The organism is Micromonospora thermarum (genome assembly GCF_012034245.1).
In the GTDB taxonomy this organism is placed as follows: domain Bacteria; phylum Actinomycetota; class Actinomycetes; order Mycobacteriales; family Micromonosporaceae; genus Micromonospora; species Micromonospora thermarum.
The window spans coordinates 1-19,038 of the sequence record NZ_JAATEO010000030.1; the positions used below are offsets into that span (position 1 = coordinate 1).

Genomic DNA, 19,038 nt, shown 5'->3' on the forward strand with positions numbered 1-19,038 from the left:
TATTCGGGATCTGGACCTGTTGCGGCCGATCTACGCGCAGACCGCGGCGTACGGGCACTTCGGTCGGGAGTTGCCCGACTTCACGTGGGAGAGCACCGACCGCGCCGCCGACCTCAAGTCGGTAGCGGGAGCCTGAGCGGCACCACGCGCGGCGACCGGCGACCCGCAGTGGGGTCGCCGGTCGCTCGCGTCTGCGTCGACGTGCCCCTGGCCCACCTCGACCGCCCCTTCGACTACCTGGTGCCCGAGGCACTCGACGCCGACGCCGTCCCCGGCACCCGGGTGAAGGTCCGCTTCGCCGGCCAACTCGTCGACGGCTGGCTGCTGGAGCGGGCCGACGCGTCCGAGCATCCCCGGCTCGCGTACCTCGAAAAGGTCGTCTCCCCGGAGCCGGTGCTGGCGCCGGAGATCGCGCGGCTCGCCCGCGCGGTGGCCGACCGGTATGCCGGCAGCCTCGCCGACGTGCTCCGCCTCGCCGTCCCGCCCCGCCACGCACGGGTGGAGAAGGAACCCCACGAGCCACCCGAGGCGGGCGACCTTCCCCCCGTACCGCACGGCTGGCGCGATTACCCCACCGGGCCGGCCCTGCTGCGGGCCCTCGCCGACGGCCGCCCCGCCCGCGCGGTCTGGTCCGCGCTGCCCGGCGAGGACTGGCCCGCCCGGTACGCGGAGGCCGTGGCCGCGACCGTCGCCGGCGGCCGGGGCGCCGTGGTGGTGGTCGCCGACGCGCGCGACCTCGACCGGCTCGACACGGCCCTGACCACCGCCCTCGGTCCCGGCCGGCACGTCCAGCTCACCGCCGCGCTCGGCCCGGCCCGGCGGTACCGGGCGTTCCTCGCCGCCCGGCGCGGCGACGTCCCCGTCGTGATCGGCACCCGGGCCGCCATGTTCGCCCCGGTGCACCAGCTCGGTCTGGTCGCCATCTGGGACGACGGCGACGACCTGCACGCCGAACCCCGAGCCCCCTACCCGCACGCCCGCGAGGTGCTGCTGACCCGCGCCCAGCTCGCCGACGCCGCCGCCGTGGTCGGCGGGTACGCCCGGACCGCCGAGGCCCAACTGCTCGTCGAGACCGGCTGGGCCCGCGAGGTCGTGGCCGACCGGGCCACCCTGCGCGCCCGTACCCCGGCCATCGCCCCCACCGGTGACGACCCGCAGCTGGCCCGCGACCCCGGCGCGGCCACCGCCCGGCTGCCCAGCCTCGCCTGGACCACCGCCCGCGACGCGCTGCGCGCCGACGCGCCGGTGCTGGTCCAGGTGCCCCGCCGCGGCTACCTGCCCTCGGTGGCCTGCGCCACGTGCCGCACCCCGGCCCGCTGCCCGCACTGCGCCGGCCCCCTGGCCCTCCCGTCCGCCGAGGGCGCTCCCGCCTGCCGCTGGTGCGGGCGCGTCGCCGCCGCGTACGCCTGCCCCGAGTGCGGGGGCCGGCGCCTGCGCGCCTCGGTCACCGGTGCCCGGCGGACCGCCGAGGAGCTGGGCCGGGCGTTCCCGGGCGTGCCGGTGCGGACCTCGGGGCGGGAGGAGGTCCTCGCGAGCGTGCCCGGCGGTGCGGGCCTCGTCATCGCGACCCCGGGTGCCGAGCCGGTGGCCGACGGCGGCTACGGCGCCGTGCTGCTGCTCGACTCGTGGGCGCTGCTCACCCGCGCCGACCTGCGGGCGGGGGAGGAGGCGCTGCGGCGCTGGCTCGCCGCCGCCGCACTGGCCCGCCCCGCGGCGGCCGGCGGCCGGGTGGTGGTGGTCGCCGACGGCGGGCTCGCCCCCGTCCAGGCGCTGCTGCGGTGGGACGCGGGCTGGTTCGCCGCCCGGGAACTGGCCGAGCGCCGCGACCTGGGCTTCCCCCCGGCGGTCCGGATGGCCAGCGTCACCGGGCCCCCGGCCGCCGTGGCCGACCTGCTCGCCGAGGCCCGGCTGCCCGAGGACGCCGAGGTGCTAGGCCCGGTCCCCGCCGACGGCGACCGGGAGCGGATGCTGGTCCGGGTGCCCCGGGCCCGGGCCGCCGCCCTCGCCGGGGCGCTGCACGCGGCGGCCGGGGTCCGCGCCGCCCGCAAGGCCGCCGACCCGGTCCGGCTCCAGGTCGACCCCCTCGCCATGTTCTGACGCCATCACCGTCGGTCACCGAAGTGGGTGTGACGGACACGCTGTGTGGGAAGTGGCCCGGATACGGGTGGTAGCATCGCCCGTCATGCCCGGGCGTTCGACGGTTCCAGGTCGCGGCGCGGCGTCAGGCGCGCCGAGCTGGAGTTGTCGCAGGATGGCGCAGCGATGACGGGAGCGCGTCGCCGCGGCGCGATGTCGATGAGCTCAATCAGCCGGTGATCAGGGGTGGACCAGTCGTGACCGTTCGTCAGTCGATCGTCTTCAACGGTGACCTCGGCAGCGGCAAGAGCACCGTCTCCGTGGAGATCGCCAAGCGCCTCGGCATGCGCCGGGTCAGCGTCGGCGACCTCTACCGGCAGATGGCGCAGGAGCGGCAGATGACCGCCCTCCAGCTCAACCTGCACGCCGAGCTGGACCAGGCCGTCGACGGCTACGTCGACCAGCTCCAGCGGGACATCGCCGCCTCCGGCGAACGCCTCGTCATGGACTCCCGGCTGGCCTGGCACTTCTTCACCGACGCGCTCAAGGTCCACATGATCACCGAGCCGGGCGAGGCGGCCCGGCGGGTGCTGCTGCGACCCTCCGGCCCCGCCGAGAGCTACACCTCCATGGAGGAGGCGAAGGCCAAGCTCAAGGAGCGCAGCGAGAGCGAGCGCGGCCGGTTCATCGTCCGCTACGGGGTGGACAAGGCCCGGCTGCGCAACTACGACCTGATCTGCGACACCACCCGGGCCAGCGCCGAGGAGGTGATCGAGCACATCGTCGACGCGTACGAGGGGCGGCTCTGCCCGGACGTGCTGCGTGACGCCCCGCCGCTGCTGCTGCTCGACCCGGCCCGGGTCTACCCGACCGAGGACATCGCCGCCCTGCGCGACCTGTGGGACACCGAGTTCGTCGGCGACGTCGCCGCGGCCGGGGACGAGGCCCTCGAACCGCTGCGGATCGGCTACACCGGCGAGTACTTCTTCGTGGTGGACGGGCACCGCCGGCTCAGCGCCGCGCTCCAGAACGGGTTCCGGCTGGTGCCCGCGCGGCTGGTCGCCGAGGTGGACGAGCCCGTGGTCGGCGGCCTGAGCGCGATCGACTACTTCACCGCCCAGGTGCGGCCGAGCCTGATCCACGACTGGGAGGCCGCCCACAAGATCGAGCTGCCGCTGCCCGAGCACGCCCTGCTGGGCGAGGGCGCCGTGCTGGCGGGGGAGCCCGGCGCGGGCTCCTGACCGTCGGTCGGCGCGGCCCTCGTCGACGGACCCGACGGTCGGCGGGGCTGACGGCGGGCCGCCGCGCGCGCATGATGGAGCCTCCGGCACCCCTCGACACGGGAGGCGACTCATGGACGCATCCGAGGCGGTCGCGCTGCTCATGTCGCCGCAGGGGCGTCTCGACCCGTACCCGACGTACGAGCGGTTGCGCGCGCACGGGCCGGTGGTGGAGGCGGCGCCCGCCTTCTTCGTGGTCACCGGGTACGCGGAAGCCGACGCGATCCTCCGGGACGCCCGGTTCGGCGTGCTCGACGACGACCTGCGGGACAACCTCTGGCCCGGATGGCGGCAGAGCGCGGCCGTCGCCTCGATCTCCCGGTCGATGCTGCGGACCAACCCGCCGGACCACACCCGGCTGCGCCGGCTCGCCGCCGGCGCCTTCACGCCGCGCCGGATCGCCGCCATGCGCGACGTCGTCACGGCGCAGGCCGACCAGCTGATCGACGCGATGGCGGAGCGGGGACGGGACGGCGAGCCGGTCGACGTCATGGCCGACTTCGCGTACCCGCTGCCGGTGGGGGTGATCTGCGCGCTGCTCGGCGTGCCCCCGCAGGACCGGCCGCTGTTCCGCCGCTGGGCGGCCGACCTGACCGGCATCCTCGAGCCGGAGATCACGCCCGAGGACCTGGCGGTGGCGGACCGGGGCGCCACCGAGCTGAGCGACTACTTCGCCGAGCTGGTCGCGGCGCGACGGCGCGCGCCCGCCGACGACCTGACCACCGCACTCGTGCAGGTGCACGACGCCGACGGTGACCGGCTCTCCGGCGAGGAGCTGCTGGCGAACCTCGTGGTGCTGCTGGTCGCCGGCTTCGAGACCACCACGAACCTGCTGGGCAACGGCCTGGTCGTGCTGCTGGACCACCCCCGCGAGGCCACCGCGTTGCGCGCGCACCCCGACTTCGCGCCCGAGTACGTCGATGAGCTGCTCCGGTACGACTCCCCGGTCCAGCTCACCACCCGGCGCAGCGACGCGCCGGCCCGCGTCGGGGGGATGGAGCTGCCGGCCGGCAGCTGGGCCCTGCTGCTGCTCGGCGCCGCCAACCGCGACCCCCGGCGCTTCCCGGAACCGGCCCGGTTCAACCCGTGGCGCGCCCAGCCGCACCCGCTCTCCTTCGGGGCCGGCCCGCACTACTGCCTCGGCGCCGGGCTGGCCCGGCTGGAGGCGCAGGTCGCCTTCCCGCTGCTGCTGCGCCGGCTGCCCGGCCTGGCGCTGGCCGGCACGCCCCGCCGCCGGACCCGGCTGACACTGCGTGGCTACGACACCCTCCCGGTCACCGTCACCGCCGCGGTCGGCGATCGCGGTACGCCGGCCGGGACCGGCCCGGCCACTCCGTAGACTGGTACGGCACACCGTCGCCGAACCCACGAAGGAGCCACCCCGCGTGACCGTCCAGCCCATCCGTCTGTTCGGCGACCCGGTGCTGCGCACGCCGGCCGATCCGGTGGTCGACTTCGACACCGAGCTGCGCAAGCTCATCGCCGACCTGACCGACACGATGCGCGAGCAGAACGGCGCCGGCCTCGCCGCGCCGCAGCTCGGCGTGGGCCTGCGGGTGTTCACCTTCGACGTCGACGACGTGGTCGGCCACCTGGTCAACCCGGTGCTCGAGTTCCCCGACGAGGAGGAGCAGGACGGCCCGGAGGGCTGCCTGTCCATCCCCGGCCTCTACTTCGACACCAAGCGCCGGCAGAACGTCATCGCCAAGGGCTTCAACGGCTACGGCGACCCGATGCAGATCGTCGGCACCGGCCTGATGGCCCGCTGCGTGCAGCACGAGACCGACCATCTCGACGGTGTCCTCTTCGTCGACCGGCTCGACCCGGCCGGCCGCAAGGAGGCGATGAAGGCGATCCGCCAGGCCGAGTGGTACGACCCGGCCGCCCCGCCGACGGTCAAGCTCAGCCCGCACGCCTCCAGCAGCCCCTTCGGCCTCGGGAGGTGACCGGTCGGTGCGAGTGATCTTCGCCGGCACGCCGGCCGTCGCCGTCCCCGCCCTGGAGGCCGTCGCCGCCTCCCGCCACGACCTCGTGGCCGTGGTCACCCGACCGGACGCCCCCGCCGGGCGCGGTCGTGGGCTGTCCCGCTCCCCGGTGGGCGCCTGGGCCGACGAGCACGGCGTCGAGGTGCTCACCCCCGCCCGGCCCCGCGAGCCCGAGTTCCTCGACCGGCTGCGCGAGCTGGCACCCGACTGCGTGCCCGTCGTCGCGTACGGCGCGCTGGTCCCGCCGGCCGCCCTGGAGATCCCCCGGCACGGCTGGATCAACCTGCACTTCTCGTTGCTGCCCGCGTGGCGGGGCGCGGCGCCGGTGCAGCACGCGGTGCTGCACGGTGACGAGCTGACCGGCGCCAGCGTCTTCCAGTTGGAGGAGGGGCTGGACACCGGGCCGGTGTACGGCACCGTCACCGACGAGATCCGCCCCACCGACACCTCGGGGGACCTGCTGGAGCGGCTCGCCCACTCCGGCGCGGGCCTGCTGGTCGCCGTCCTGGACGCGATCGAGGACGGCACCGCGCGGGCCGAGCCGCAGCCGGCCGACGGGGTGTCCCTGGCGCCGAAGCTCACCGTCGAGGACGCGCGGGTCCGCTGGACCGACCCCGCCTTCGCGGTGGACCGCCGCGTCCGCGCCTGCACCCCGGCCCCCGGCCCGTGGACGACCTTCCGGGACGAGCGGGTGAAGCTCGGGCCGGTGACACCCGTCGCGAACGGCCCCGAGCTGAAGCCGGGCGAGCTGCTGGTGGAGAAGTCGCGGGTGCTGGCGGGCACCGCCACCACGCCGGTGCAGCTCGGCGAGGTCCGCGCGGCGGGCAAGAAGGCCATGCCGGCGAGCGACTGGGCGCGCGGTGTCCGGGTCGCCGCCGGGGAGGTCTTCGCGTGACCGACTCCGCCGACCGCGCCGACCGTCCCGACAACCCCCGCGGCGGCCGTTTCGACGCCGGCCCCGCAGGCGTCCCGGACGCCGGCCGTCCCGGTCGGGCCGACGACTCCGGCTCCACCCGGTTCGGGCGGCCCACCGGCGGTCGCCCGGACCGCGCCGCGCCCCGGCGGGCCGGTGCGCCCCGGGACGAGCGGCGGGCCGGCACCGGGCGCCCCGATCGCGGTGTCCGCGCCGGGAGCGCACGCCCCGGCCGCCCGGCCCCGGCCGACCGGCCCCGGTACGCCGCCTACCAGGCGATCGAGGCGGTCAACCGGGACGACGCGTACGCCAACCTGGTGCTCCCGGCGATCCTCCGCGACGCGGGGCTGGCCGGCCGTGACGCCGCCTTCGCCACCGAGCTGACCTACGGCACGCTGCGCCACCTCGGCACCCTCGACGCGATCCTCACCGACGCCGCCGGGCGGGACGTGGCCCGGATCGACCCGCCGGTCCGCGACGCGCTGCGGCTCGGGACGTACCAGCTGCTGCACACCCGGGTGCCCGCGCACGCGGCCGTCTCGTCGACCGTGGACCTGGTCCGGACGGTCGGACCGGGCGCGACCGGGTTCGCCAACGCCGTGCTGCGCGAGGTGGCCGGCCGGGACGCCGACGGGTGGGTCGCGAAGCTCGCCCCACCGATGGACACCGACCCCGTCGGCCACCTGGCGCTGGCGTACAGCCATCCGCAGTGGATCGTGCGGGCGTTCGCCGAGGCGCTCGGCAGCGACCTCGGCGAGACCACCCGCCTGCTCATCGAGGACAACGAACGCCCGCCGGTGCACCTGTGCGCCCGCCCCGGGCTCGCCGACCCGGTCGAGCTGGCCGACGAGGTCGGCGGCGCGCCCGGCGCCTTCTCCCCGTACGCCGTCTACCTGGGCGGCGGCGCGCCGGGCGACCTGCCGGCGCTCGCCGAGGGCCGCGCCCACGTGCAGGACGAGGGCTCCCAGTTGGTGGCCAACGCCCTGGCCGTGGCCCCGCTCGACGGCCCGGACGGGCGGTGGCTCGACCTGTGCGCCGGCCCGGGCGGCAAGTCCAGCCTGCTCGGCGCCATCGCCGCCCAGCGCGGCGCGCGACTCACCGCGGTCGAGGTGTCCGAGCACCGCGCCCGCCTCGTCGCGCAGGCCACCCGCGACCTGCCGGTGACCGTGCTGAACACCGACGGCCGTGCCGTGGGCGACCACCCGAAGCTCGCGGAGGAGCACTTCGACCGGGTGCTGGTCGACGCGCCGTGCACGGGGCTGGGGTCGCTGCGCCGCCGGCCCGAGTCGCGCTGGCGGCGGCAGCCGTCGGACCTGCCGGCGCTGACCCGGTTGCAGCGGGAACTGCTCGGTGCGGCGCTGCGGGCGGTGCGCCCCGGCGGTGTGGTCGCGTACGTCACCTGCTCGCCGCACACCGTCGAGACGCACGTGACGGTCACCGAGTCGTCCCGCCGGGCCGGGGTGCCGGTCGACTTCGTCGACGCCCGCCCGCTGCTGCCGGAGGGGATGCCAGGCCTCGGCGGCGGCCCGACGGTGCAGCTGTGGCCGCACCGCCACGGCACCGACGCCATGTTCCTGGCGGTGCTCCGCCGCGGCTGACGCGCGGCCGGTGTGCACATGGCGGTCGGCCGGGCCGCCGGCCGGCGAGGCGTCCGCCGCCGGCACGTCCCGGTGGGCGCCTCCGCCGGCGGCCCGGCTCCCGGCCGCCCGTCGTCCGGTCCGGGCACGGCCGGCCGGCGCTCAGCCCATCGGCAGGCCCGAGCGGCCGGCGCCCTTCATCGAGCGGGTGAGGTCACGGTCGCTGACCCAGAGGAAGCACTGCACGCCGCGGTTGCCGTCGCGCCACTCCGCGGCGAGCGGGTGGTACCAGATCGAACCGGTGCGGAACCGCACCTCGCCGCGCGGCACCTTGGTGTACGTGGCGATCAGCGCCAGGCAGCCGTCGCGGACGCGGCGGTCGTCCTTGGTGAACGCCGCGTAGCTGGTGTCCGGCGCGACCCAGACACCGACGAACTCGGCGTGGTGCGGGCGGGTGCACGACACCGGGGTCATCCGGGTGACCCGGTCGTCCTTGAGGGACGGGTTGAAGCAGGTGTGCCGCAGCGGCGACGAGCCGGCCAGCGACCGGCCGAGACCGGCGGTACGCGTGACCACACTCGGGTCGTCCATGCTCCGGATCTCCGCCCCGTCGCAGCGGAACCAGCGAGCCCCGCCGGTCCAGGCGGCCGGCGACGGGAACACCACGGACAGGCCGACCCGGCCGCTGCGCCAGTCCGCGCCCAGCGCCCGCGTCGCTTCCCGGTCGCAGGTGGCGTGCGCGGTGCGCATCCCGGCGGAGCCGGGCGACGGTGGTGTCCTCTCCTTCGCGGCGGCGCCGGTCAGCGTGCCGACGTGCAGCGTCTCCACCCGGTGCGGCCGCTCGCACGGCACCGGGTCGTACGCCCCGAGGTAGCCGACCCGCGCCACGTGCGCGTGGCAGGTCCCCGCTTCCGGTGTGAAGGCGGCCGGGGCGCTGATCGTGGCCCAGTCGTCGACCAGGTCACCGTCGGTGCCGGCGGGTGGCGCGACGCAGCCGGTGAGCGCCAGGACCACCGCGCCGCCGAGCGCCACCGCCGTGAGCCAGCGTCGCTTCACCCTCCGACCTCCCCGTCGCCCGGTGGCCGCGGCACCGTCGATGCCGGCCACGGAGCGGGAGCATACGTCAGATCGCCGGCAGTCCCTGCGGGCCCGCGTCGCGCATCGAGCGGGTCAGTTTCCGGTCGTCGCTCCACAGGAAACAGCGCACCCCCCGGTCGCCCTCCTCCCACTCCCGTTGGGACGGCGGGTAGAAGATCGAGCCGGCCCGGTACGGCAGGTCGCTGTTGTTGGGCACGTCGGCGAAGGCGGCGATGAGCGCCATGCAGCGCTGGTGGGCCTGCTGCTCGTTGCGGGTGAACTCCGCCCAGCTCATGTCGCGTTCCACGTAGACGCCGACGAACTCGGCCCGGTGCGGCTCGGTGCACAGCACCGGCGCCATGTAGTTGAGGTTCTCGCCGATCAGCTTGGGGTCGAAGCAGCGGTGGATCAGCGCGGAGTCGCCGAGCATCGCGCCGCGCAGGCTCCCGGTCCGGTTGACCGGCCGGGTGTTGTCGATGCTGTCGGTCTCGCTGAGGTCGCAGCGGAACCAGCGGGCGCCGCCGGCCCACGCGGGAACGGACGGCAGGGCGATGTTCATCGTGAGGCGGGCGGAGTGCCAGTCCCCGCCGAGCACGTCGCGGACCCGCTGGTCGCACTCGGCTCGGGCGCCGCGCAGGTCCGGGGAGCCCGGCTCGGGCCGGCGGGCGTCGGCCGCGACCGGGCCGGTGAACGTGCCCACGTGCACGGCCTCCGCCAGGTGGTTGCGGGCGCAGTCCACCGTCTCGTACGTGCTCGCCTGCACCACCGCGGTGATCCGGGGGAGGCAGACGCCGGCGGCGGGGACGAACAGCCGCGCCTCGGACAGCACGGGCCAGTCGTCGGTGAGGTCGCCGTCGGATCCGCCGGGCCGTACGCAGCCGCCGAGCAGGAGCGCGGCCGCGCCGGCCAGCGCCAGTGCCCGGAGAGGAAGCCACCGTCGCATCATCCGCCCTTTCCGAGAGCTGACGGCCGGCCACCGCGGACCTGGCCGGCGCGCCAGGTGGTCGTGCAGCCACGTCACCGTCCCTGATGGAGTGTTGCCGTGTTTCCGCCATCCGGCCAGTCACGGATGGCCCTTCGTCCGGTTTCACTCGTCCGGATCGGCCAATTCTGCACGACTGGTCACCACCGGGTCACAGGGTGTCCCGGTTGGTGCCGTGCCGGCGGCGGCTGGTGACCGCGTTCGTACACTGGCCCCGTGACCGTACCGCCGCCGATCGTCGCGCCGAGCATCCTGGCCGCCGATTTCGCCCGCCTCGCCGACGAGGTTCGTGCCATCGAAGACGCCGCCGACTGGTTGCACGTGGACGTCATGGACAACCACTTCGTGCCGAACCTGACCATCGGGCTGCCCGTCGTGCAGAGCCTGCGGGCCGCCACGAAGCTCCCGTTCGACGTGCACCTGATGATCGAGGATCCGCGGCGGTGGGCCCCCGGGTACGCCGACGCCGGGGCGTACAACGTCACCTTCCACGCCGAGGCCTGTGACGACCCGGTGGCGCTGGCCAAGGACCTGCGGTCGGCCGGGGCGAAGGCGGGGCTGGCGATCGACCGGGACACCCCGGTCGAGCCGTACCTGGAACTGCTGCCCAGCTTCGACACGCTGCTGATCATGACGATCAAGGCGGGCTTCGGCGGGCAACGGTTCATCCCGCAGCTCCTCGACAAGGTCCGCACCGCGCGCCGGCACGTCGACGCCGGCCACCTGGAGGTGCGCATCGAGGTCGACGGCGGCATCGCCGCCGACACCATCGCCCAGGCCGCCGAGGCCGGGGCCGACGCCTTCGTCGCCGGGACCGCCGTCTACGGCGCGGACGACCCGGCCGAGGCCGTCCGGAGACTGCGGGCCACGGCGGAACGCGCGGCCTCCGGGGCCTGACGTGGACCCGGCCGGCGACCGCCCGGACGTCATCCTCGTCGTCGACGACGACGAGGACATCGCGCGCTTCGTCGAGTTCAACCTCCGCCTGCAGGGCTACGAGGTGATCCACGCCAGCGACGGCCAGGAGGCGCTCGAAGTGATCGAGCGTCAGCGTCCCGACCTCGCGGTGGTGGACCTGATGATGCCGCGTGTCGACGGCCTGGAGCTGACCCGGCGGCTGCGCGCCGACCCGATGACCGCGGCCCTGCCGGTGATCATGCTGACCGCCAAGGGCATGACCGTGGACAAGGTGCACGGGCTGAGCGCCGGCGCCGACGACTACCTGGTCAAGCCCTTCGACACCGCCGAACTGGTGGCCCGGGTCAGCTCCACCCTCCGCCGCAACAAGGAGTTCCGGGAGGTTTCGCCGCTGACCGGGCTGCCCGGCAACAGCCGGATCCGCCGGGAGATCGCCGACCGGGTCCGGGTCGGGTCGGACTACGCGGTCGGCTACATCGACATCGACCGCTTCAAGAGCGTCAACGACCGGTACGGCTTCGTCCGCGGTGACGACTTCATCTCGGCGCTGGCCCGCAGCCTGCACCGGGCCGTGGTGTCGGTGGGCCTGCCGCCGGCCTTCCTCGGCCACGTCGGCGGTGACGACTTCGTCTTCGTCTGCACGCCGGAGCAGGTCCGGCCGCTCACCTCGCGGGTCTCGGCCGACTTCGAGAAGGCCGCCGACGCGCTGTACGACCCGTCGGACGCCGCCCGCGGCTACGTCGAGCTGAAGGACCGGCGCGGCAACCTGCGCCGGGCCGCCCTGGTCACGCTCTCGATCGGCGTCTCCGTCTCGGACGCCGACAAACGCATCACCAGCCCCCTGGAGGCGATGACGATCGCCTCGGAGATGAAGACCGTGGCCAAGAGCCAGCCCGGCTCGTACGTGGCGGTGGACCGGCGCCGGGGCGTGGCCGATCCGAGCGATCGTCATGTGAAGTAGCTCGCGGAGGTGGCGACAGCCCCCCCGGAGCGTGTAAGACTGCCGGTAGTACCCACCACGCGCTGGCGGGACTCGGTGTAATTCCGAACCGGCGGTGATCCACGGTGTGACCGTGGTAAGCCCGCGACCCGGGAGCGGTTCGTCCGCCCGGTGGACCTGGTGAGACTCCGGGGCCGACGGTTGGGTGCGGGCACGCCCGCGCTCAGACAGTCCGGATGGGAGACAGCGCGCGGGACGGACGGGCCGTGCCCGGCTGCCGACCTCGGCATGCCGTGACGGCCCCCCGGGTCGGCCCTGCCGTCCCCGGATTCCGCCGCCGCACGCCCGCGGCCCGATGCCGTCGCTCCCGTCGCCGCCCGCGCGCCGACCCGCGAGCGAGAGGGCAGGGCATGGCCGGCGTCTCCGTCGATGAGGCGATGCGTCGCGCGGTCGAACTCGCCGCGCGCGGTCTCGGCACCACCAGCCCCAACCCGGTCGTCGGCTGCGTGCTGCTCGACGCGGACGGCCAGGTCGTCGGTGAGGGCTTCCACGCGTACGCCGGCGGGCCGCACGCCGAGATCGTCGCGCTCGCCCAGGCGGGGGAGCGGGCCCGCGGGGGCACCGCCGTCGTCACCCTGGAGCCCTGCGACCACATCGGTCGCACCGGCCCCTGCAGCACCGCGCTGGTACAGGCCGGGGTGGCGCGGGTAGTCATCGCCGTGCCCGACCCGAACCCGGTCGCGTCGGGCGGCGCCGCCACGTTGCGCGCCGCCGGAATCCAGGTCGCCCTGGGGGTACGCGCCGCCGAGGCGGAGGCCGGCAACATCTCCTGGCTCACCTCGATGCGCCGGGGCTGGCCGTACGTCATCTGGAAGTACGCCGCGACGCTGGACGGGCGCTCGGCGGCCGCCGACGGCACCAGCATGTGGATCACGTCCGAGGCGGCGCGGATGGACGTGCACGCCCTGCGCGGGACGGTCGACGCCGTGATCGCCGGTGTGGGCACCGTGCTCGCCGACGACCCCCGCCTCACCGCCCGGAACCTGCGCGACGGCAGCCTCGCCATCCGCCAGCCGCTGCGCGTGGTGGTGGACTCGGCGGGGCGTACCCCGACCGGGGCCCGGGTCCGCGACGCCGCCGCCCCGACCTGGATCGCCACCGCCGCGGAGGTCGGCGCCGGCCCCGACGGCCGGGTGGACCTGCCGGCGCTGCTCGCCGCGCTGCACGGCCGTGGGGTGCGGGCGGCGCTGCTGGAGGGCGGGCCGCGCCTGGCCGGCGCGTTCCTCGCCGCCGGCCTGGTCGACAAGATCGTCGGGTACGTCGCGCCCCGGCTGCTCGGCGCCGGCCCGACCGCGCTGGTCGACGCGGGTGTGACCACGATCGCCGAGGCCATCGACTGCGAGGTCGTCGACGTTACGCAGGTCGGTCCCGACCTGCGGATCACCGCGCTGCCCCGGAAGAGGGAGGGCTGACATGTTCACCGGCATCGTCGAGGAGCTGGGCGAGGTCGTCCGCGTCATCGAGACGGCGGGCGACTCCGCGTTGGTCGCGATCCGTGGCCCCCTGGTCACCTCGGACGCCCGGCACGGGGACTCGATCGCGGTCAACGGCGTCTGCCTGACCGTGGTGGACGTCGCCGACGGGACCTTCACCGCCGACGTGATGGGGGAGACGCTGCGCCGCTCCGCGCTCGGGGCGCTGCGGCCGGGCGACCCGGTCAACCTGGAGCGGGCCGCCGCCCTCGGCAGCCGCCTGGGCGGGCACCTGGTGCAGGGGCACGTCGACGGCGTCGGCGAGGTCGTCTCGCGGGAGCCGGCCGAACAGTGGGAGACCGTGCGGTTCCGCCTCCCGGCCGCCCTCGCCCGGTACGTGGTGGAGAAGGGCTCGATCACCGTCGACGGGGTGTCGCTGACCGTGGCCGGCGTCGGGCCCGACTGGTTCTCGGTCGGTCTGATCCCGACCACGCTGAAGCTCACCACCCTCGGGACGCGCGGTGTCGGCGACCCGGTCAACCTCGAGGTCGACGTGCTGGCCAAGTACGTCGAGCGCCTGCTCGGCCCGCACCTGCCGGACGGCCGACCGGGCGGTGACCTGCCCGCGAGCCGGCCGGAGGGCGACCTGCCCGGCGCCGTCGGCCTGCCCGGCAGCGGCGGCCTGCCCGGCAGCGGCGGCCTGCCCGGTGTCGCGACCCCGGGCGGGGCGGCCTGATGGGCCCGCTCGGCTGGCTGCTCGACGCCCAGGTGAGCATCGCCGGCTCGCCCGTGCTGGTCCGCGAGATCGTCGGCAACGTCTTCGGCCTCGCGTCCGCCCTGCTCGGGCTGCGCCGCGTGGTGTGGGCGTGGCCGGTCGGCATGATCGGCAACGCGCTGCTGTTCACCGTCTTCCTCGGCGGGGCGTTCGCCACCCCGCAGGCGCACGACCTCTACGGCCAGGCCGGCCGGCAGGTCTTCTTCTTCGGCGTCAGCCTCTACGGCTGGTGGCGCTGGTCGCGCAACCGCCGCCGCGGCGTCGACGGCGCCCCCGCCGTGGAGCCGCGCTGGGCCACCGGCCGGGAGCGGCTCGGCCTGCTGCTCGCCGCCGTCGCCGGCACCGCGGCCGCGTACCCGGTGCTCGCCGCCCTGGGCTCGTGGGGCCCACTGCCGGACGCGTGGATCCTCACCGGCAGCCTGCTCGCGACGTACGGGATGGCCCGCGGCTACGTGGACTTCTGGCTCATCTGGATCGCCGTCGACGCGGTGGGGGTGCCGCTGCTGCTGCGCGGCGGCTTCTACCCCTCGGCGGCCATGTACCTCGTCTACGGCGCGTTCTGCGTCTGGGGCCTCGCCGCGTGGTGGCGCACGTCGCGCGCCACCCGCCCCGCCCCGATCCCGCCGACCTACTCGGAGGCAGTTGCATGAGCGAGCGAATTATCAGGCTCAGTGTGGATGTGCCTCGTTGCGGCACGGAGCGAAGCGGAGTGCTGGCATGAGTGCGTTCGGAAGCATCGAGCAGGCCGTGGAGGACATCGCGGCCGGCCGGCCCGTCGTCGTGGTCGACGACGAGAACCGGGAGAACGAGGGCGACCTGATCTTCGCGGCTGAGCTCGCGACGCCGGAGCTGCTCGCGTTCATGGTCCGGCACACCTCGGGCTACATCTGCGTGCCGCTGACCGAGAGCGAGTGCGACCGGCTGGACCTGCCGCCGATGCACCACACCAACCAGGACAAGCGCGGCACGGCGTACACGGTGACCGTGGACGCCCGGGAGGGCGTGAGCACCGGCATCTCGGCGGCCGACCGGGCCCACACGATCCGGCTGCTCGCCGACGCCACCACCGGCCCCGCAGACCTGGCCCGACCGGGCCACGTGGTGCCGCTGCGGGCACGCGAGGGCGGTGTGCTGCGCCGGCCCGGGCACACCGAGGCCGCGGTCGACCTGACCCGGCTGGCCGGGCTGCGCCCCGCCGGCGTGCTCTGCGAGCTGGTCAACGACGACGGCACGATGATGCGGCTGCCGGACCTGGAGAAGTTCTGCGCCGAGCACTCGCTGACCCTGGTCACCATCGCGGACCTGGTCGCGTACCGGCGGCGGACGGAGAAGCAGGTCGAGCTGGTCGCCGACGCCCGCATGCCCACGGAGCACGGGGTCTTCCGGGCCCTGGGCTACCGCAGCGACTACGACTCGGCCGAGCACGTCGCGCTGGTCATGGGCGACATCGGCGACGGCCGGGACGTGCTGGTGCGGGTGCACTCGGAGTGCCTCACCGGCGACGTGTTCGGCTCGGTCCGCTGCGACTGCGGCCCGCAGCTCAACGCCGCCCTCGATCGGGTGGCCCGGGAGGGGCGGGGTGTGGTGCTCTACGTCCGCGGGCACGAGGGGCGGGGCATCGGCCTGCTGCACAAGCTCCAGGCGTACCAGCTCCAGGACCTGGGCCGGGACACCGTCGACGCCAACCTGGACCTCGGCCTGCCGGCGGACGCCCGGGACTACGGCACCGGTGCGCAGATCCTCTACGACCTGGGCGTGCGTTCGATGCGGCTGCTCACCAACAACCCGGCCAAGCGCGCCGGCCTGGAGGGGTACGGCCTGACCATCACCGGGCGCGAGGGACTGCCGGTGCGGCCGCACCCGGAGAACGTGCGCTACCTGCGGACCAAGCGGGACCGGATGGGGCACCTGCTGGACGAACTGGACGAGGTGACCGAGGCGCCGATGGGCCGCCCGGTTCCCGGCAACGAGATCGGAGCGTAGACATGGCGGGATTCGGGGAGCCGGGCATCGACACCGTCGACGCGACCGGCCTGACGGTGGGCGTGGTCGCGGCCCGCTGGCACGGCGACCTCACCGACCACATGCTGGACCGGGCGGTCGCCGCCGCCGAGGCGTGCGGCGCGCGTGCCGTGGTGGCCCGCGTGGCCGGCTCGGTGGAGCTGCCGGTGGTGGCCCAGGCCCTCGCCCGCCGTTGCGACGTGGTGGTCGCGCTCGGCGTCGTGGTTCGCGGCGCCACCGCCCACTTCGACTACGTCTGCCGCTCGGTCACCGACGGGCTCACCCGTGTCGCGCTGGACGAGGGCAAACCGGTCGCGCACGGCGTGCTGACCGTCGACACCATCGAGCAGGCCCGGGACCGGGCCGGCCTGCCCGGCTCGGCCGAGGACAAGGGCTGGGCCGCCACGGTCGCCGCGCTCGACGCCGCCCTCGCCGTCCGTGGCGTGTCGGCGGCCTCCGCGCAGCGCGTCGGCTTCGGCGGCTGACCACGGGACGGACGCGCCGGACCCCGGCGGCGCCGCGGCGGCGGGGTGGCTGAGAGAATCGGCTGGTGAAGACGTTCGAGGAGTTGTTCGCCGAGCTGCAGGCCAAGGCCGCCGCCGGCACCCCGGGCTCGGGCACGGTCGCCGCCCTGGAGAAGGGCGTGCACTTCATCGGCAAGAAGGTCGTCGAGGAGGCGGCCGAGTCGTGGATGGCCGCCGAGCACGAGGGGCCCGAGCGGACCGCCGAGGAGATCTCCCAGCTGCTCTACCAGGTGCAGGTGCTGATGCTCGCCACCAATCTCGACCTCAAGGACGTCTACCGACATTTGTGAGTGCGCCCCCGCGTTGATCCTCCCGATCGTTAAGGAGCACTCCACCATGCTGCGTGTCGCCGTACCCAACAAGGGCGCCCTCGCCGAGAAGGCCGCCCAGATGCTGCGCGAGGCGGGCTACCGCCAGCGCACCGACCCGAAGGACCTGGTCTGCCGGGACGAACCCAACGACATCGAGTTCTTCTACCTGCGCCCGAAGGACATCGCCACCTACGTCGGCTCCGGTGACCTGGACGTCGGCATCACCGGCCGGGATCTGCTGATCGACTCCGGCGCGCCGGCCGAGGAGGTCGTCGACCTGGCCTTCGGCCGGGCCACCTTCCGCTTCGCCGCTCGCCCCGAGGACGTCGACTCCGTGCAGGAGCTGGGCGGGCACCGGATCGCCACCGCGTACCCGGGCCTGGTCGAGCGGTACCTCGCCGACCTCGGCGTGAAGGCCGACGTGATCCGCCTCGACGGCGCGGTCGAGAACGCCATCCGCCTCGGTGTCGCCGATGTCGTCGCCGACGTGGTGGAGACCGGCGCCACGCTGCGGCAGGCCGGCCTGGTCGTGTTCGGTGAGCCGCTGCTGCGCTCCTCGGCCGTCCTGGTCCGCCGCGCCGCCGCGCCGACCCACCCGCAGTGCGAGCAGCTCCTGCGCCGCCTGCACGGGGTCCTGGTCGCCCGGCGCTACGTGATGCTCGCGTACGACGTGCCGGCCGGCCTGCTGGACCGGGCCAGCTCGCTGACACCGGGCATCGAGTCGCCGACCGTCTCGCCGTTGCACCGCGAGGGCTGGGTGGCCGTGCAGGCGATGGTGCTCCGCGACGACGTGCACCGGATCATGGACGAGCTGTACGAGCTGGGCGCCCGCGCGATTCTCGTCACGAACATCCACGCCTGCCGGCTGTGAGGCGGCACTTCCGGGAGCCCGGGGCGTCGCCGGCCGTACCGTCGTCGGCCCCGGCGGCGCCCCGACTGGTTCCCGCCTGGGTCGCGCTGGTGGTGGTGACCCTCGGCGGGGCCGCCTCGGCGGCGCAGGGTGCGGTCAACGGCGAGCTGGGCGAGCGGGCCGGCGACGCCACCCTCGCCGCCGTGGTCAACAACCTGGGCGGATGCCTGCTGGTGGGGCTCGGGGTGCTGGCGTTCCGGACGCTCCGCGCCGACCTGCGCGGGTTGCGGCGGGCGGGCCTGCCCTGGTGGGCCTACCTGGGCGGGCTCGGCGGCGCGGCGATCGTCGTGCTCGGCGCGTACGTGGTGCCGGTTCTCGGGGTGGCGGTGTTCACCATCGCCCAGGTCGCGGGCGGCAGCCTCGGCGGGCTGGCGGTGGACCGCGCCGGCCTCGCACCGGTGGGGCGGATCGCGCTCACCGGCCCCCGGCTGGCCGGGGCGCTGCTGGGTGTGGCGGCGGTGACGCTGGCCCAGCTTGGGCAGCCGGTCGGCGACCTGGCTCTGGGCCTGGTCCTGCTCGCCGTCGTCGGCGGCGTGGCGGTGGCGTTGCAGGCCGCGCTCAACGGCCGGGTCTCGGACGCCAGTTCGGCCGCGGCCGGGGTGGCGGTGAACTTCGCCGTCAGCACCCCGGTCGTGCTGCTCGTGGCGGCGCTGGCGGGTGCCCTGACCGGTCCCGCCCCGACCTGGCCGGACGCCTGGTACCTCTACACCGGCGGCCTCCTCGGCGTCGGCATCGTCGCCAGCCTGGTGGTCGGCGTCCGGGTGGTGGGCGTCCTGCGGACCGGGCTGCTCCTGGTCGCGGGCCAGCTCGGCGGTGCGCTGGTGCTGGACGCGTTGCTGCCCGGCGGCCCGGGCGTCCGGCTGCCGGTGCTCGTCGGGGCACTGCTCACGCTGGCCGCGGCCCTGCTCGCGGGCCGGGACGCCGGGCGGGGCTCGGGGCGGCGCTCCGGGCGGGGCGACACTTCGCCCGTGCCGTCCGCCGGCCCGGCGGGGTTGCCCACGCAGACCTCCCGCGCTAACCCGGGCGACCCGGTGGAGCGGCCGTCCGGGCGTCGCTCCTGACCGCCTGAGCGCCGGATCCCCGGCCAGCCGCTCGACGCCCTTCGCTCTGCTTCAACGGACGCACCAGTTCCGGTCCGAACTCATTGCGTGGAGTGAAGCAGAGCAGAGGGAGCGCCACCCGTCTACCTGGTCACCCCCGTCGGCGCTCGGCCCGGTGGCACCGGGCGGATTCCGCGACCGGCCACGGCAGGTCGGCGGCGGCGGACGCGGGCAGGCTGCGTGGACTCGGGCCGGCC

The 19,038-nt window shown here is 75.3% G+C and carries 19 protein-coding genes and 1 riboswitch; of the genes, 17 read left to right on the top strand and 2 right to left on the bottom strand.

What is annotated here, in order from left to right; genetic code table 11:
- The 7 genes from HCJ94_RS23395 to HCJ94_RS23425 form a co-directional block, all read left to right on the top strand.
- Positions 1–136 (top strand): methionine adenosyltransferase domain-containing protein (locus HCJ94_RS23395; protein WP_168003197.1); only part of this gene is annotated, 136 nt, incomplete at its 5' end.
- Positions 133–2,097, top strand: a complete 1,965-nt coding sequence (locus tag HCJ94_RS23400; protein WP_168003252.1) for a primosomal protein N' — start codon at positions 133–135, stop codon at positions 2,095–2,097. The genes HCJ94_RS23395 and HCJ94_RS23400, both read left to right, overlap by 4 nt.
- 236 nt (positions 2,098–2,333) lie before the next feature.
- Positions 2,334–3,317, top strand: coding sequence for an AAA family ATPase (locus tag HCJ94_RS23405; protein WP_168003198.1), 984 nt, complete (start codon positions 2,334–2,336; stop codon positions 3,315–3,317).
- Between the two features lie 112 nt (positions 3,318–3,429).
- Positions 3,430–4,695 carry a cytochrome P450 gene (locus HCJ94_RS23410; protein ID WP_168003199.1) on the top strand — a complete coding sequence of 422 codons (1,266 nt, stop codon included), beginning with the start codon at positions 3,430–3,432 and terminating at the stop codon, positions 4,693–4,695.
- 46 nt (positions 4,696–4,741) lie between these two features.
- Positions 4,742–5,302, top strand: coding sequence for a peptide deformylase (gene def / locus HCJ94_RS23415; RefSeq protein WP_168003200.1), 561 nt, complete (start codon positions 4,742–4,744; stop codon positions 5,300–5,302).
- 7 nt (positions 5,303–5,309) lie between these two features.
- Positions 5,310–6,236, top strand: a complete 927-nt coding sequence (gene fmt, locus HCJ94_RS23420; protein ID WP_168003201.1) for a methionyl-tRNA formyltransferase — start codon at positions 5,310–5,312, stop codon at positions 6,234–6,236.
- Positions 6,233–7,852 (top strand): RsmB/NOP family class I SAM-dependent RNA methyltransferase, encoded by a 1,620-nt coding sequence (locus tag HCJ94_RS23425; protein ID WP_373684427.1) that lies wholly within the window; start codon positions 6,233–6,235, stop codon positions 7,850–7,852. The genes fmt and HCJ94_RS23425 overlap by 4 nt, the downstream gene beginning before the upstream one ends.
- Positions 7,853–7,993: 141 nt before the next feature.
- Here the strand turns inward: HCJ94_RS23425 and HCJ94_RS23430 are convergent, their stop codons facing one another.
- Together HCJ94_RS23430 and HCJ94_RS23435 are read right to left on the bottom strand one after the other, a co-directional pair.
- Positions 7,994–8,887, bottom strand: a complete 894-nt coding sequence (locus tag HCJ94_RS23430) for a septum formation family protein (protein WP_309227398.1) — start codon at positions 8,885–8,887, stop codon at positions 7,994–7,996.
- Between the two features lie 67 nt (positions 8,888–8,954).
- Complete coding sequence (locus tag HCJ94_RS23435; protein ID WP_168003255.1) at positions 8,955–9,851, bottom strand: septum formation family protein; 897 nt, start codon at positions 9,849–9,851, stop codon at positions 8,955–8,957.
- 255 nt (positions 9,852–10,106) lie between these two features.
- Between HCJ94_RS23435 and rpe the strand changes: the two genes are divergently transcribed.
- The 10 genes from rpe (at position 10,107) to HCJ94_RS30965 (ending at position 18,802) form a co-directional block, all read left to right on the top strand.
- The gene (rpe, locus tag HCJ94_RS23440) at positions 10,107–10,787 is read left to right on the top strand and encodes a ribulose-phosphate 3-epimerase (RefSeq protein ID WP_168003202.1); all 681 of its coding nucleotides are present in this window, start codon (positions 10,107–10,109) and stop codon (positions 10,785–10,787) included.
- A gap of 1 nt (position 10,788) precedes the next feature.
- The gene (locus tag HCJ94_RS23445; RefSeq protein ID WP_168003203.1) at positions 10,789–11,769 is read left to right on the top strand and encodes a GGDEF domain-containing response regulator; all 981 of its coding nucleotides are present in this window, start codon (positions 10,789–10,791) and stop codon (positions 11,767–11,769) included.
- A 57-nt stretch (positions 11,770–11,826) separates the two neighbouring features.
- Positions 11,827–12,000, top strand: a riboswitch (FMN riboswitch).
- A gap of 158 nt (positions 12,001–12,158) precedes the next feature.
- Positions 12,159–13,220, top strand: a complete 1,062-nt coding sequence (gene ribD, locus HCJ94_RS23450; protein ID WP_168003204.1) for a bifunctional diaminohydroxyphosphoribosylaminopyrimidine deaminase/5-amino-6-(5-phosphoribosylamino)uracil reductase RibD — start codon at positions 12,159–12,161, stop codon at positions 13,218–13,220.
- 1 nt (position 13,221) lies between these two features.
- Complete coding sequence (locus tag HCJ94_RS23455; protein ID WP_168003205.1) at positions 13,222–13,956, top strand: riboflavin synthase; 735 nt, start codon at positions 13,222–13,224, stop codon at positions 13,954–13,956.
- A complete protein-coding gene (pnuC, locus tag HCJ94_RS23460) occupies positions 13,956–14,645 on the top strand; it encodes a nicotinamide riboside transporter PnuC (protein ID WP_168003206.1) in 690 nt (229 codons plus the stop codon). Before HCJ94_RS23455 ends, pnuC begins: the two co-directional genes overlap by 1 nt.
- Positions 14,646–14,712: 67 nt before the next feature.
- Positions 14,713–15,978 (top strand): bifunctional 3,4-dihydroxy-2-butanone-4-phosphate synthase/GTP cyclohydrolase II, encoded by a 1,266-nt coding sequence (locus HCJ94_RS23465; protein WP_168003207.1) that lies wholly within the window; start codon positions 14,713–14,715, stop codon positions 15,976–15,978.
- Positions 15,979–15,980: 2 nt separating this feature from the next.
- A complete protein-coding gene (gene ribH, locus HCJ94_RS23470; RefSeq protein WP_168003208.1) occupies positions 15,981–16,481 on the top strand; it encodes a 6,7-dimethyl-8-ribityllumazine synthase in 501 nt (166 codons plus the stop codon).
- Positions 16,482–16,546: 65 nt separating this feature from the next.
- Positions 16,547–16,810: a phosphoribosyl-ATP diphosphatase gene (locus HCJ94_RS23475; RefSeq protein WP_168003209.1), complete on the top strand. Its 264-nt coding sequence runs from the start codon at positions 16,547–16,549 to the stop codon at positions 16,808–16,810.
- A gap of 46 nt (positions 16,811–16,856) precedes the next feature.
- The gene (gene hisG / locus HCJ94_RS23480; RefSeq protein ID WP_168003210.1) at positions 16,857–17,702 is read left to right on the top strand and encodes an ATP phosphoribosyltransferase; all 846 of its coding nucleotides are present in this window, start codon (positions 16,857–16,859) and stop codon (positions 17,700–17,702) included.
- Positions 17,699–18,802, top strand: a complete 1,104-nt coding sequence (locus HCJ94_RS30965; RefSeq protein ID WP_309227399.1) for a DMT family transporter — start codon at positions 17,699–17,701, stop codon at positions 18,800–18,802. Before hisG ends, HCJ94_RS30965 begins: the two co-directional genes overlap by 4 nt.
- Positions 18,803–19,038: the final 236 nt, after the last annotated feature.

Coding starts and splice junctions, on each gene's coding strand:
- HCJ94_RS23410 (WP_168003199.1), top strand. CDS start 3,430: ATGGACGCATCCGAGGCGGTCGCGCTGCTCATGTCGCCGCAGGGGCGT.
- HCJ94_RS23435 (WP_168003255.1), bottom strand. CDS start 9,851: ATGCGACGGTGGCTTCCTCTCCGGGCACTGGCGCTGGCCGGCGCGGCC.
- ribD (WP_168003204.1), top strand. CDS start 12,159: ATGGCCGGCGTCTCCGTCGATGAGGCGATGCGTCGCGCGGTCGAACTC.
- HCJ94_RS23455 (WP_168003205.1), top strand. CDS start 13,222: ATGTTCACCGGCATCGTCGAGGAGCTGGGCGAGGTCGTCCGCGTCATC.
- pnuC (WP_168003206.1), top strand. CDS start 13,956: ATGGGCCCGCTCGGCTGGCTGCTCGACGCCCAGGTGAGCATCGCCGGC.
- HCJ94_RS23465 (WP_168003207.1), top strand. CDS start 14,713: ATGAGTGCGTTCGGAAGCATCGAGCAGGCCGTGGAGGACATCGCGGCC.
- ribH (WP_168003208.1), top strand. CDS start 15,981: ATGGCGGGATTCGGGGAGCCGGGCATCGACACCGTCGACGCGACCGGC.
- hisG (WP_168003210.1), top strand. CDS start 16,857: ATGCTGCGTGTCGCCGTACCCAACAAGGGCGCCCTCGCCGAGAAGGCC.